General features: G+C 52.8%; 11 protein-coding genes and 1 tRNA gene. 8 read left to right on the top strand and 4 right to left on the bottom strand.

Features of this window, described 5'->3' with window-relative positions; translation table 11 throughout:
- Positions 1–39: 39 nt before the first annotated feature.
- Positions 40–1494: an MFS transporter gene (locus ACFO3I_RS16385; RefSeq protein WP_377335810.1), complete on the bottom strand. Its 1455-nt coding sequence runs from the start codon at positions 1492–1494 to the stop codon at positions 40–42.
- A gap of 180 nt (positions 1495–1674) precedes the next feature.
- On the bottom strand, positions 1675–3735 hold the full coding sequence (gene metG / locus ACFO3I_RS16380; RefSeq protein WP_377335808.1) for a methionine--tRNA ligase: 2061 nt from the start codon (positions 3733–3735) through the stop codon (positions 1675–1677).
- 96 nt (positions 3736–3831) lie between these two features.
- Here metG and apbC point away from each other — a divergent pair, with 96 nt between their 5' ends.
- The 3 genes from apbC to ACFO3I_RS16365 all read left to right on the top strand — a co-directional run bounded on the left by apbC (position 3832) and on the right by ACFO3I_RS16365 (position 6592).
- Positions 3832–4899, top strand: coding sequence for an iron-sulfur cluster carrier protein ApbC (gene apbC / locus ACFO3I_RS16375; protein ID WP_377335806.1), 1068 nt, complete (start codon positions 3832–3834; stop codon positions 4897–4899).
- 3 nt (positions 4900–4902) lie between these two features.
- Positions 4903–5493: a dCTP deaminase gene (gene dcd / locus ACFO3I_RS16370; protein ID WP_377335804.1), complete on the top strand. Its 591-nt coding sequence runs from the start codon at positions 4903–4905 to the stop codon at positions 5491–5493.
- Positions 5494–5704: 211 nt separating this feature from the next.
- The gene (locus tag ACFO3I_RS16365) at positions 5705–6592 is read left to right on the top strand and encodes a DMT family transporter (protein WP_377335802.1); all 888 of its coding nucleotides are present in this window, start codon (positions 5705–5707) and stop codon (positions 6590–6592) included.
- Positions 6593–6624: 32 nt separating this feature from the next.
- On the opposite strand, the gene ACFO3I_RS16360 is transcribed toward ACFO3I_RS16365, so the two are convergent.
- Entirely contained in the window at positions 6625–6747 is a 123-nt protein-coding gene (locus ACFO3I_RS16360; protein ID WP_377335800.1) for a hypothetical protein, read from the bottom strand.
- Between ACFO3I_RS16360 and ACFO3I_RS16355 the strand changes: the two genes are divergently transcribed.
- The 3 genes from ACFO3I_RS16355 to ACFO3I_RS16345 all read left to right on the top strand — a co-directional run bounded on the left by ACFO3I_RS16355 (position 6746) and on the right by ACFO3I_RS16345 (position 9994).
- On the top strand, positions 6746–8290 hold the full coding sequence (locus ACFO3I_RS16355) for a DUF3300 domain-containing protein (protein ID WP_377335797.1): 1545 nt from the start codon (positions 6746–6748) through the stop codon (positions 8288–8290). The genes ACFO3I_RS16360 and ACFO3I_RS16355 overlap by 2 nt on opposite strands.
- A 54-nt stretch (positions 8291–8344) precedes the next feature.
- Positions 8345–9277 (top strand): class A beta-lactamase, encoded by a 933-nt coding sequence (gene bla, locus ACFO3I_RS16350; protein ID WP_377335795.1) that lies wholly within the window; start codon positions 8345–8347, stop codon positions 9275–9277.
- Between the two features lie 141 nt (positions 9278–9418).
- A complete protein-coding gene (locus ACFO3I_RS16345; protein ID WP_377335793.1) occupies positions 9419–9994 on the top strand; it encodes a glutathione S-transferase family protein in 576 nt (191 codons plus the stop codon).
- A 65-nt stretch (positions 9995–10059) separates the two neighbouring features.
- Here the strand turns inward: ACFO3I_RS16345 and ACFO3I_RS16340 are convergent, their stop codons facing one another.
- Positions 10060–11901, bottom strand: coding sequence for an ABC transporter ATP-binding protein (locus tag ACFO3I_RS16340; protein WP_377335791.1), 1842 nt, complete (start codon positions 11899–11901; stop codon positions 10060–10062).
- A gap of 302 nt (positions 11902–12203) precedes the next feature.
- Here ACFO3I_RS16340 and ACFO3I_RS16335 point away from each other — a divergent pair, with 302 nt between their 5' ends.
- Both ACFO3I_RS16335 and ACFO3I_RS16330 read left to right on the top strand, forming a co-directional pair.
- Positions 12204–12848, top strand: a complete 645-nt coding sequence (locus tag ACFO3I_RS16335; RefSeq protein ID WP_377335789.1) for a hypothetical protein — start codon at positions 12204–12206, stop codon at positions 12846–12848.
- A gap of 96 nt (positions 12849–12944) precedes the next feature.
- Positions 12945–13021: transfer RNA gene (locus tag ACFO3I_RS16330), tRNA-Pro, on the top strand.
- Positions 13022–13787 lie beyond the last annotated feature (766 nt).

Below are 13787 nucleotides of genomic sequence, written 5' to 3'. Positions count from 1 at the left end.
ATATAAGGCTGTCGCCCTCGTTTTCAAGGGCTTAAAGGGTCAAGGGGCTGGTGGTTTTTCTGCTGCGGCTTGTTTTGAAGCCTCATGGTCTGAGTCGTCACTGTCTGGCCCGTTAGTCAGTTGCTCCTGGTCCACCGGCCCATCGCTTTGCTGGGGCTCAACCATCTCCTGACTCGATAGCTCCTGACTCGACAGCTCCTGATCTGCATTCGGCAGCGGGGTGTCCATATGCACCGGCTGCACCATTTGCTGCTGCACAGTTTGCTCATCGACCCGTGGGTCCAGTGCTGCCGCCAGCGGTGAGGACACCAAATCGCCGGATGCCATCACATAATCCTGGGTTTTTTGCTTGTCCTGCTGCTTTTGCTGGTAATTCACCTGCGAAAGGCGCAGGAACAACAACAAAGTACAGAGGGCGATAAAGCCATACAGCATCCGATAGCCAAGTAACTGTACTAAACCCGACGCCAACAGAGGGCCTATACTGGCGCCTAAGCCGAAGGTCAGCAGGATAGTCGCCGACAAAGCCACCCGCTGGGATTGTTCGACGTTTTGGTTGGCCAGCGCTGTGCCAAGCGGGTACAGCGTAAAAGCAAAAATGCCATAAGCAAAGGTAAATACCAGTTGCAACCAACCGGCCAACGGCAACAAGGCGATGCAAAGTGCAATGGAGCCGAGGATCACTGTATTGGTGCGAATAAGCCGGCTGCGGCGCACCCGGTCTGACAATTTACCCATGGGCCACTGAGCCAACAGGCCGGCCACTATGGTGCAGCTCATATAAAGCGCCACTTGTTTGGTGTCACCGCCCTGGCTGGCGACATAAGCCGGAGCCAGACCGTAAAAGCTACCTGCAATTACCCCAGCCATCGCCACTGTGGTCAGGCTTTGTGGCACCTGTTGCCAGAACACCCGAATTTTTAGCGGTGCCGGTTGCAATGGTGCCGGGTGAATGCGGCGGGTCAGCGCCAGCGGTACCAGGCAAAGCGCAAAGCACATACCAACGATTAACAGTGGTTTTAAGTCCAGTTCAGGGCTAATGCTTATCGCCGCCTGACCCAGCATCAGGCCCAGGTACGACACAATCATGTAACTGGCAAACACAGTACCGCGGTTTTTACTGTCGGCTTGTTCGTTCAGCCAGCTTTCCAGCACCATATACATACACATCATGCCGGTGCCGACCAATAGCCGCAGCACCAGCCAGACCGCTAAATCATCAATCAGCGCATGGCCCAAGGCTGAGGCGCTGGTGACACCTGCGCTGGCGACAAAGGTACGGATATGGCCGACCTGAGCAATTAAACGGTGACCCACTTTAGAGCCGCCCACCAGGCCAAGGTAATAAGCCGACATCATGCCGCCAATCCAGATTTGAGCCACCTGATCGGCTGCCAGCCGCAACCCCAGGTAAGTCGTCAGTACGCCACTGGCCAGCAGGGCAAGCAAGGTTGCCGAGTAAAGCGAAGAAAATGACCGTAAAGAAGTCGACATAAAAGGTCCTGTATATACCCGTCGTACTTGAAGCTGCGGCTTTGTTGGCTGCTCCATCTCGCCCCAGTCATATAGGATTTCTATGCTCCTGGGGTCTCACTGGCTTGCCGCCTCCCCGCAACATCAAGTTGCTTGGGTATAGACAAGCCGTGAAAAAAGGGGCGGTAAACCGCCCATTTTTTATTTTACCCGCATGCCTGCTGTTGCGCCTGAATCTGGCGTCAGCAGGAAAATCTCCGAGCCGCCAGGGCCTGCGGCCATCACCATGCCTTCGGACATGCCAAAGCGCATTTTACGCGGCGCCAGGTTGGCCACCATCACCGTCAGGCGTCCGACCAATTGCTCTGGCTGGTAGGCCGATTTAATACCGGCAAACACCTGGCGTTGTTCATTGCCTAAATCCAGTTGCAGTTTCACCAGTTTGTCAGCACCTTCAACATGTTCGGCGCTGACAATAAGTGCGACCCGCAGGTCCAGTTTGGCAAAGTCATCAATGTTGATGGTTTCACCAATAGGCTCAATCTCACCACTTACGGCTGGCGCAGCAGCTGCTGCTTGTTCCGCTTTGGCGGCTGGCGCCGGAGCAGGGGCCGCAGGCTGCAGGTTTTCTTTGCTGGCATCAACCATGGCTTCGACTTTACTCATCTCAACGCGCTGCATCAGCGCTTTAAATGGGTTGACCGCATGGGCTGTCAGCGGCTGCTGGTAGCTGTCCCAACTCAGCGGGCTGTTTAAGAAGGCTTCAACTTCAGCCGCCATGGCTGGCAGTACTGGCTTTAAGTAATGCATCAGCACGCGGAACAGGTTAATACCCATAGAGCACACCAGGTGCGCTTCTTCCAGCGTGGCGTCGTTTTTCGCCAGCACCCAGGGCGCTTTGGCGTCAATGTACTGGTTGGCTTTGTCGGCCAGCGCCATAATGTCGCGAATGGCACGGGCAAACTCACGTTTTTCGAAGCTTTCCGCAATGCTGTCACCGGCCGCAGCAAACTCGGCATACAGCGCTGGTTCTACCACTGTGGCACTTAACTTGCCATCAAATTTCTTGCTGATAAAGCTGGCGCAGCGGCTGGCGATATTGACCACTTTGCCAACTAAATCTGAGTTGACCTTTTGCGCGAAATCTTCCAGATTCAGGTCCAGGTCGGTAATGCCACTGGTTAGCTTAGAGGCAAAGTAATAACGCAGGTATTCCGGGTTTAAATGTTCCAGATAAGTGCGGGCCTTGATAAAAGTGCCCCGTGACTTGGACATTTTGGCGCCATTGACGGTGACAAAACCATGGGCAAACACGCTGGTCGGCTTGCGGTAGCCTGCACCGTCTAACATGGCAGGCCAGAACAGGCTGTGGAAATAGATAATGTCTTTACCGATAAAGTGGTACACCTCAGCGTCTGAGTCTTTGGCCCAGAACTGGCTGAAGTCGACACCGGTTTTGTCGCAGTAATTTTTAAAGCTGGCCAGGTAGCCGATAGGGGCGTCCAGCCAGACATAGAAAAACTTGCCCGGGGCGCCTGGAATTTCAAAACCAAAATACGGTGCGTCGCGGCTGATGTCCCACTGCTGCAGGCCTTCTTTAAACCATTCCTGCAGTTTGTTGGCCATTTCATCTTGCAGTGACCCACTGCGGGTCCAGTCTTGCAACATCTGTTCAAAAGACGGCAGGTCGAAGAAGTAATGCTCAGAATCTTTCAGCACAGGAGTGGCACCCGACACCACAGAACGCGGGTTTTTCAGCTCGGTTGGGCTGTAGGTTGCACCGCAGACATCACAACTGTCGCCGTTTTGATCCAAAGCTCCGCACTTAGGGCAGTCGCCTTTGACAAAACGGTCTGGCAGGAACAATTGTTTTTCCGGGTCAAACAACTGGCTAATGGTATGGCGTTTAATGTAACCACCGGCGTCCAGCTTCTGATAAATCTCGCTGGCAAAAGCGCGGTTCTCATCGCTGTGGGTGCTGTGGTAGTTGTCAAAACCAATTAAAAACTCAGCAAAGTCGGCTTTGTGCTCAATGGCCGTCTGTCCAATCATTTGCTCTGGTGTCATGCCCAGTTGCTGGGCTTTGAGCATAATTGGTGTGCCGTGGGCATCGTCTGCACAGACGTAATAACACTGGTGACCACGGGCTTTTTGGAAGCGGGACCAAATGTCGGTCTGAATGTATTCCAGCATATGGCCTAAATGAATGGGGCCGTTGGCATAAGGAAGAGCGCTGGTGATCAGAATTTTGCGTGCTGTCATCGATAACCCATAGAGAGAACAGAAAAAAATAGTGCGCTAATGATACAATAGCCGACATGAAAGCGCATCCGTTTCCCCCTGCATCAAGGACAGTCTATGTGGTTTGACTGGTTATCCCGTAGCAAGAACCAAGTTCCCGCTGCTATTGCACAATGCATCGCTGATTTTCAGCCGACTGAAATGCCGCTGCCACTGACCCAGGTGGTGCAGCAGCTCGAGTGGCAGGACAAAGATCACCGGCTGACACTGACCCTGCCTTTTGCCTGGCAAAGCCTCAGCGCCGAGTTGTTACCAAGGCTGTTGCAGTTAGACCCGAAGCTGCAACTGGAGCTGCGCTACCAAAATTCGTTACCCGCACTGTTTAAAGGCATCAAACAAGTGATTCTGGTCGCGTCCGGCAAAGGTGGGGTGGGTAAATCCACCACGGCGGTTAATGTCGCTGTGGCCATGGCGCAGGAAGGCGCCAAAGTGGGCTTGCTGGATGCCGACATTTACGGCCCGTCTATTCCGCTGATGCTGGGCCTGCAAGGGCAAAAAGCCGAATCAGCGGATGAAAAACACCTATTGCCAAAACAAGCGGCTGGCCTGGCGGTGCAGTCAATTGGCTTTCTGGTTGACCCGGACTCTGCCACCGTCTGGCGTGGGCCTATGGCCAGTCAGGCCTTGTTGCAGTTATTAAATGAAACCGACTGGGGTGAGCTGGATTACCTGGTGGTGGATATGCCGCCGGGCACAGGCGATATTCAACTGACGCTGTCACAGAAAATACCACTGTCAGGCGCGGTGATTGTTACCACACCGCAGGACGTTGCCTTGGCCGACGCGCAAAAAGCGGTCGCCATGTTTAACTCGGTGCGGGTGCCTGTGCTGGGGCTGGTGGAGAACATGAGTTATTACCAGTGCAAAAGCTGTGGTGCGCAGGATGACGTGTTTGGCAGCCAGGGCGGACTCGAGCTGGCGCAGCGCTATCAGTTACCAGTGCTCGGCCAGTTACCGCTGGATACGCAAATCCGTCAGTCCGGTGACGCAGGGGTTCCCTTGGTGCAACAAGCCGGTTCCGGCACTGAAAATTACAAGCAGATAGCGAGACAACTGATTTTTGCTTTATATTGGCGCTCATTACAACAAGCTGCTGCGCCTGAAATTATTTTTACGGATGATTAACTGATGAGACTTTGTGACCGCGATATTGAAGCCTATTTAGACGAAGGCAAAATTCAGATTAACCCGAAACCGACCCCTGACATGATCAGTGGTGTTAGCGTGGATATTCGTCTGGGGCATTCGTTTCGTACCTTCCGGCCTTATGCCGCGCCTTTTATTGATTTAAGCGGTCCGCGGGAAGAAGTGGAACAAGCGCTGAATTCAGTGATGAGTGAAGAAATTCTGCTGTCGGATGACGACGCCTTTTTTCTGCACCCTGGCGAGCTGGCATTGGCGGTCACGCTGGAGTCGGTGACCTTGCCTGCCAATATCGTCGGCTGGCTGGATGGCCGTTCGTCGCTGGCGCGGCTTGGTCTGATGGTGCACGTCACGGCACACCGCATCGACCCGGGCTGGTCGGGCAATATCGTACTGGAATTCTACAACAGTGGGCGTTTGCCGCTGGCGCTGCGGCCGAATATGAAAATTGGTGCGCTCAATTTTGAACTGATGACAGGTGAAGCGGCGCGTCCTTACAACAAAAGGGTTGACGCCAAGTACCAGCAACAAACCAATGCGGTAGCAAGCCGCATTGGCCAGGACGAAAAAGGCTGAGTTTATTCAGCGCTATAAATGAAAAAGCCCGAACCAAAGGGGTCCGGGCTGAAGCAATAAAGCAAAAATGAAGCCTGGTAATTATGCAACAGTGCTGCATAGAACATCAAGCTGGCTTCTGTAAATTTTTCAGTTTTTTTGCATAGTTATGTACGTAGGGCCCGAGGGGCTCTGTTCTGATCGCCACCCAGCTGCGCTGCGCAGGAGAGTTATGCAACTCAGTAGTCTTGTTCGTTTATTCAGTCTGGCCGCCATTTGGGGTTCCTCCTTTTTGTTTATGCGCATTGCGGTGGAATCGTTAGGTCCTGCTGCCTTAATGACGGGCCGGGTGTTTTTTGCTGCGCTGTTTCTGGCCGGAGTCGGTGTCCTGTTAAAGCAGGCGCTGCACTGGAAAGAACACTGGAAGCATTATTTTATTCTGGGCTTTTTTAATTCCGCCTTGCCTTTTTTGCTATTCGCTATTGCTGCGCAAACCCTGACGGCTTCAGTGCTATCGGTGCTTAATGCCACCGCGCCTATCTGGGGCGCGCTGATTGGTATTGTCTGGTTCCGGCAAAAAGTCAGTTGGACTGTGCTGCTCGGTTTGATTTTGGGCATCAGTGGCGTCGCCATTCTGGTGGGCTTTGACCCAGTACTGCTTCAACCTGGCGCTATGCTGGCTGTGGTCGCTGCGGCAGGTGCGGCGTTTTGTTACGGCATCGCCACCCATTACACTAAAAATGCGAAAAAGGTGCCGGGCTTTGCCAATGCGCATGGCTCGATGTGGGCATCCAGCCTGATATTAGCGCCGGTTATTTTCGCATCGCCGGTGCAGGGCGAGATCAGCCTTGGTGTGGTGGGGGCGGTGCTGGCACTTGGCGTATTGTGCAGCGGTGTGGCTTACCTGCTGTTTTTCCGTTTGGTGGAAGATGAGGGTGCCACTTCAGCATTAACAGTCACCTTTTTAATTCCGGTATTTGGCGTGTTTTGGGGCCACCTGTTTTTAGCCGAAGTGATCGGCTGGCATACGATAGTGGGGGTGGCGACTGTGATTGTTGGCACGGCTTTGGTCACTGGCTTTAAACCTTCGGCGTTCAAAAGAGTCAAAGTGGCTGGGTAAAGGCTTTTGCTGATGTTTTATTCAGAAAGCGTTCACACAAGCTTTGCTATACCTAAATCAAACTGGTCATTGATGTAATAACTGAACAGTGTGGCCCGGCAAACCACCGAATTTGCCGATTGATGCTGCAGTCGCAGCAGGAGTACAAAAGCCATGAAACCCCTGATCTCATACCTCTCAGTTGGTGCCTTGCTGCTCAGCCCCGCCGTGCTATTAAATCCGGCGATGGCGCAACAAACGGTTAGTGCGGGCACTGTGGTGCAGGAATTTAATCAGGGGCAGCTGGACGCAATGTTGGCGCCCATTGCGCTTTATCCGGACACAGTGTTGTCTCATGTGTTAATTGCCTCTACTTATCCGCTAGAAGTGATTAAAGCGCACCGCTGGGCCGAAGAGCATCCAAACCTGAAAGGGGAAGATGCGGTGAATGCGGTAGAAAACCAGGATTGGGACCCCAGTGTCAAAGCGCTGGTGGCTTTTCCTGAGTTGCTGCAACGCATGAGCGATGATATTGACTGGACTCAGCGGCTGGGTGATGCCTTTCTGGCGCAGGAAGGGCAGGTGATGGCCAGTATTCAGACCTTGCGAAGCAAAGCCTATGAATCCGGTCAACTGGCCAAACAGCAACAGGTGAAAGTGATCCGGGAAGAAAAAACCATCATTATTGAACCTGCGTCTCCAAGCGTCGTGTATGTGCCTTATTACGATCCATGGACTGTCTACGGCCCTTGGTGGTGGCGCAGCTATGATCCATTCTGCTTTGAACGGCCACGTGGCTATGTCGTATCCACAGGTTTCTATTGGGGCGTTGGCATCCGCATTGCCCCGGGTTTTTACTTCAGTACTTTTCATTGGCCGCGCCGCCAGATTGTGGTAATTGACCGTCATTCACACTGGAACAGCCCACGCTACTACAGTAGCCATCAGATAGTGCGGCACAAGAATTCGCAGCACTGGCGCCATGATCCGCATCACCGTCAGGGCGTCAGCTATCATGCCGGTTATCAGCCAACCCGGGAGTTTAACGGCAACCGCAGTTACAAAGATCAGCAACAGCACCGCGATTGGGCCAACCGGACCCGCGAAGAACGTGGTATTGAACACAAAGAGCAGCGCGTAGCGCAAAAAGACCAGCGTTTTGACGACAAACAACGTCAGTTTGAGCGCAGCAAAACAGGTGATGCACTGGTGCAGCGCAGCAAAACTGAACCTGAGCGTCAGCGCGTTTCGCCAAACGAACGCCGTGTCGACAATGAAGCGCAGCGGCGGGAAGCCCTGCGTCAGGACAGGCCGCAGCTGGACAGCAATCGTCTGCAGAACCGTGAATACAGTCCGCAACGAACAGCGCCGGATCAGGCACAGGTGCGCGAGCAATTGCGTCAGAGCCCTACAACAGATCGCAGCTGGTCTCAACCACAACGTAGCCAGGAATCAACCCGGGTTATGGCAGAGCGTAGCGAACCTTCGTTTAAACGGGTCGAGCGCCCAGACCGGGTGTATCAGCCACAACCGAACATGCAGCGGGAAGCCGCAGTACCACGCTATCAACCCGAGCAGCGCCAGAGCCGCAGCGAGTCGGCGCCAAGCCGATCCTTTGAACGCCAGGCCACTCCGCGCTATGAAGCGCCTAAAATGCAAAGTGCGCCACGCGAGCGTGCTCAGCCGAACCGGGAACTCGCTTCGCGCGATCTGAATTAACCACCTGCCAATCCCGGCGACAAGCCGGGATTTCTTTGGCGACAAGGAGTCCTGATGCCGCTTTTATTCACCCGTTTTTGTTTCCGCTGGCTGATCTTCGGGTCCGTGTTGTTGTGCTGGTCTGTGTCAGCGGACACCTTGCAGCAGCGTATCGAGCAATTGACCAAGGGCCACAAAGCCACTGTTGGGGTTTCTGTGGTCGACCCCTGGGGCTATCCGGTGGTCGAGCTGCAGGGCAACACCCAGTTTCCGCTGCAAAGTGTGTTTAAGTTGTATCAGGCCTTACACGTATTGCATTTGGTGCAGCAACAGCAGTTGTCCTTGCTGCAACAGGTGCAGATCGACCGCAGCCGTTTGCTGCAAAACAGCTGGAGTCCGATGCTGAAAAAATATACACAGCCAAAGTTTCAGCTGACGGTCGCGCAGTTGCTGCAATACGCCGTGCGCGACAGCGACAACAATGCCTGCGATTTGTTATTTGGCTTAACCGGCGGACCTGCCGCACTGGAAGCGTATCTACGCACACTCGGTATCGAGGAAATCCAGATCCGCGCCAACGAGGCACGGATGCACAGTGGCTGGTCGGTGCAATTTGAGAACTGGAGCAGTGTCGGGGCGGCCAGTCGTGTGTTGCAGCGTTTTATGTCAGGTCAGCTGTTAAGTGCTGAACTACAACGTCAACTTTGGCAGTGGATGAGTCAGAGTACGACCGGGTTGAACCGGTTGCGTGGTCAGTTACCAAAAACAGCCATTGTGGCGCACAAAACCGGCACCTCTGGCGTGCAGGCGCAAATTCGTGCGGCGGCCAATGACACCGGGGTGATGCTATTACCTGACGGACGCACAGTGCTGGTGACGGTGTTTATTACCGCGTCCCGTGAAAGCCTGGATAAAGACGAAGCGCTGATGGCAGCCATTGGCCGTGCTGTGTGGGATTTTTACCTGCAACCGCCTCGTTACCAGGGGCTGACTGGCATGAACAACTAAGAAAATCATGTCAGATGAATACGCTTGATACTGCTCAAAACTGCCGCTTTTACTCGCGACCAACTAATGGCTCAGCGACTCGCTTCTTGAGGGCACTTGGGTATACACTGCAGTCAACACCGCACTAAGTCAGGAGTTTGTATGCAGTTGTTTGGTTCAGTGGCTTCCCCTTACGTTCGTCGCCTGCGTTTGTTGCTGGCAACACAGCCTTATGAATTTGTCGCGTTAAATATTTTTGAAAGCTCAGGGCGTGCCACCCTGGTTGAGCACAACCCTGCGCGTAAAGTGCCTGTGTTGGTGGATGGCGGGCAGCATGTGTTTGACTCCAACGTGATCTACCGTTACTTAGTGCAGAAGCTGAACCTGGCGCCATTAAGCTGGCCTGAAGAGAATACCCTGACCCTCATTAATGCCGTCAATGATTCTCTGGTCGAGCTGTTGCTGTGCCAGCGCTCAGGCCTGGACACCAGCGAAGACAAGCTGTTCTTTAATCTGCAGCATGAACGTATCACGGCGTGCCTGGACGCCTTGAATGAACAGGTGAAGCTGGGCGGTTTTGCCCGTTGGGATTACCTGGCGATGAGCCTGTATACCCTGGTGGATTGGCTGGAGTTTCGTAAGCTGGCCGATTTAAAACCTTATTCGGCGCTGCGTCAGTTTGTACAGCAGCATCAGCAACAACCGGCAGTCGCAGAAACGGACCCCCGGTTGAGTTAAGCGTGATCACAGAGGCGGACTAAAACAGGCCGGAATTCCGGCCTGTTTTGATCGCATCCCCTGGTTTAATCGATGCCGATAAAACCACCGGTCTGATGAGCCCACAACTGAGCGTAAATGCCTCCAGCAGCAATCAGCTGCTGATGTGTGCCCTGTTCGACAATCTGACCTTTATCCAGCACAATCAGCCGGTCCATCGCGGCGATCGTGGAGAGCCGGTGCGCGATGGCAATCACTGTTTTTCCCACCATCAGCTGGTTCAGGCTGTGTTGAATGGCGGCTTCCACTTCAGAGTCCAGCGCCGATGTGGCTTCGTCCAGGATCAGAATAGGCGCGTTTTTCAGCAGCACCCGCGCGATGGCGATGCGCTGGCGCTGACCACCCGACAATTTCACTCCACGTTCACCGACTTGCGCGTCAAAGCCGCTGTTGCCATTGGGGTCGGTCAATTCGTGGATAAAGGCGTCAGCCTCTGCCTGGCGGGCCGCGTCAAGCATGTCTTGCTCTGTGGCATCCGGCCGACCGTACAGAATGTTTTCGCGCACGCTGCGATGTAGCAGCGAGGTATCCTGAGTCACCATCGCAATATGGGCACGCAGGCTTTCTTGTTGCACGTCCCGGATGTTCTGGCCGTCAATACGAATTTCGCCGCTGTCGGCGTCGTAAAAGCGCAGCAGCAGGTTGACCAGGGTTGATTTGCCCGCGCCGGAGCGGCCAACCAGGCCCACTTTTTCACCTGCTTTGATCGACAAGTTCAGCTGATTAATCACCGGACCTTGTTCGGTCACCGTTTTGCCGTAATTAAAGCTCAATCCCGAAAACTCAATCTGACCCTGCGGCACCGACAACGCAGGGGCATCGGCTTTATCGACTATTAACTGGGGTTTGGCCAGGCTACTGATCCCATCGGCCACAGTGCCGATGTTTTCAAACAGGGCGCTGACTTCCCACATGATCCACTGCGACATGCCACTTAACCGTAAGGCGAGGGTGACTGCAATAGCGATAGCACCGACGCTGATGGCATTGGCGGACCATAACCAGATAGCCAGAGTGGCAATGGCAAATACCAACAGGTAGTTGGCACTTTGCACCCAGACATTCAGCCAGGTCGCCAGGCGCATCTGCCGGTACACAGGTTTTAAAAACAGCTCCATGCTTTCGCGGGCATAGGCCGATTCGCGGTCTGTGTGCGAAAACAATTTAATGGTGCTGATATTGGTGTAGCTGTCGACGATCCGGCCTGTCATTTCGGAGCGGGCGTCGGCCTGTTCGGTAGAGACTTGTTTCAGGCGTGGGATGAAATAACATTGGATCACAATGTACACGGCGAGCCAGACCAGCATCGGCAGCACCAGGCGCCAGTCAGCCTCTGCAATCAGGTACAGCATGGAGCCAAAGTACACCAGCACATACACCATCACATCCAACAGCTTGACTGCGGTTTCACGCACAGCCAGCGCAGTTTGCATCACTTTGGTGGCGATACGTCCGGCAAACTCATCCTGGTAAAAACCAAAACTTTGCTTCAGCAGGTAACGGTGAGCCAGCCAGCGAATGGACATAGGGTAGTTACCCAAAATCGTCTGGTGGATCATGGCTGAGTGCAGAAACACCAGCAGCGGCAACACCACCACCAGCATCAGACCCATGCCAATTAAGGTTTGTTGTTCTTCTTGCCAGAAGGTCTCCGGGTTTTTACTGACCAGCCAGTCCACCAACTGACCCATATAGCCAAATAGAGACACTTCCAGCGCCGCTAACAGCGCGGTGAGCACTGACATCACCAGCAGAGGAACCACCATGCCTTTACTGTAGTGACGGCAGAAGGCGTACAAACCTTTGGGCGGCTGAGTTGGTTCTTCGGCAGGAAAAGCTTGTGTCAGGCGTTCGAAAAATTTCAGCATACAGATCCTCAAAGTGCTGAGCGGCGGGCGCGCTATTTTACGTTATTTGGCCGGGACTTGGGGCGATAATTGGTCAACAAAGAGTTTGATAAGATGAACCATAAAAATACCGGCTTCTTACATAGCTGCTTTTATGTTCATTTGATAATAATGGAATTGTATTTATGCCCTAGTTTCAGTTTCTTAGGCATTTTTTTCTCTATGGGTAGGGGGAAACTGAAAAAATCATACGGAAAACAATAAACTGAGTCACTTGCACCTCAGTGCATGCTTTCTAAACTTGACTAAGTACTGTAGTGCAGATGCAGAGGTGTACCGTGATTGATGATAAAGAAATTGAATGGCAGCTCACCGACGCTGAAATTCATGCGAATGCGGTGTTGATGACTCACCGAAAACTGAAAGAGCAGGTGCAACAGCTGGATAACAGGAGCGAGGATACCAGTGAACAGCGTAGATTGAGTGATGAGCTGTATTTGTCGATCCACCTTCTGTTATGGCATTACCATCAGTTATCCAGGGTATTTTGGCCAGCGAAATGCGGTGGCGAAACTGGCCTTGAGCTGGGGCATAAAGCCATCGCACTTCGCGCTGAACTGGACTTGCCGGACTTACAACATCCTTTGCACAATGAAAAGTTATGGGCCCACAGCGAAGAGTTGTATCGGGTTGTGCATGAACACACTGAAACACATTACCAGGTTCATCATTTCTCTGCAGAAAATCAGGTGATCACATGGATGGATGATGACGCGATGTTTTGCCTGTATGAGCCTGTCAGCGACCGTTTTGTGCTGCATGGCGACGAGTTTATGCTGGCCGAACTCTTTGAGCAGGCCAGTAGCTTGCAATTGGCGATCCAGACCCGGTTGGATCAGCTGCGCAGAATGAACATGCATTCGCATCACCCGGCAGACACTATGCCGTCGTGGGGACACCGATTCTGACGCATGCAGGTGCACGGTGCGCGCTGGGCAAAAAAGACGCAGTCAGTAGTTTGCCCGTTGCATTTGCTTCTTAATTCATTATGATGGGTGCCACGTCGGTACGTAGCGCAGCTTGGTAGCGCACTGTCATGGGGTGTCAGGGGTCGTGGGTTCAAATCCCGCCGTACCGACCATTTAACTCCTTATTTTTCAATATTTTACTCTTCTTTTTGACATCCATTTCGCACCTTGAAAATCACTGCTTCTCTAATTTTTTCGCCCGTATTTCGCTCAATATAACCTCTTAAGATATGCCCTCAAGCACCGAGGCAAAAACCTTCGCCCTTGCAGGGGATAAATAGAAGACAGCTAATTGCACCTTTTGGGCTTGAAGCTGCAAACTATGGTTTACAAAAGCGATTATTTTAAGTTGTACAATTTTACTGAGCGGCATGGAGGCAGAAGGAAATCAACATCCAGTCGCCCCTTCAAGATGAATAAATGCGGTCGAGGAAGACGGCTTACTAAGCCTCTGGACTGTCAGCTAATTGATGCCATCGCCCTTTAACAGTTCGGATACTTACCTTAGCCTGGCGCGCAACGTTTGCTTGGGTCACTTTAAGCCCCAGTTGCTGGCAAGACAAAACAGCATCATGTAGCTTTGCCAATGTTTTAGCTGATTTCGCTCTTGCCGTATCGAGAGCCGCTTTGGCTTGCCTCGCTTTCACTTCGTCTTTAGATAACCTGGGCTGCTCTGGCCTGTTGAGATAGTCAGGAACATAGCCCAAAAGATCTTCCAGATAGTGCGATAACGACAGTTTGTTGTAACGATAAAAATTTATTCTGGCAGATGCTAAGTAAGCTGCGTATTTCGGTGAATCCGATCAGCGATTCCGGAGTTATCCGATCACCTGCTAACCGTTCTTTTTCTTGATTCTATTTTTACGCTAAGTGATCGGA

This window comes from Rheinheimera marina, from assembly GCF_042654345.1.
Lineage (GTDB): Bacteria > Pseudomonadota > Gammaproteobacteria > Enterobacterales > Alteromonadaceae > Pararheinheimera > Pararheinheimera marina.
This window is presented reverse-complemented; position numbering and strand designations above follow the sequence as displayed.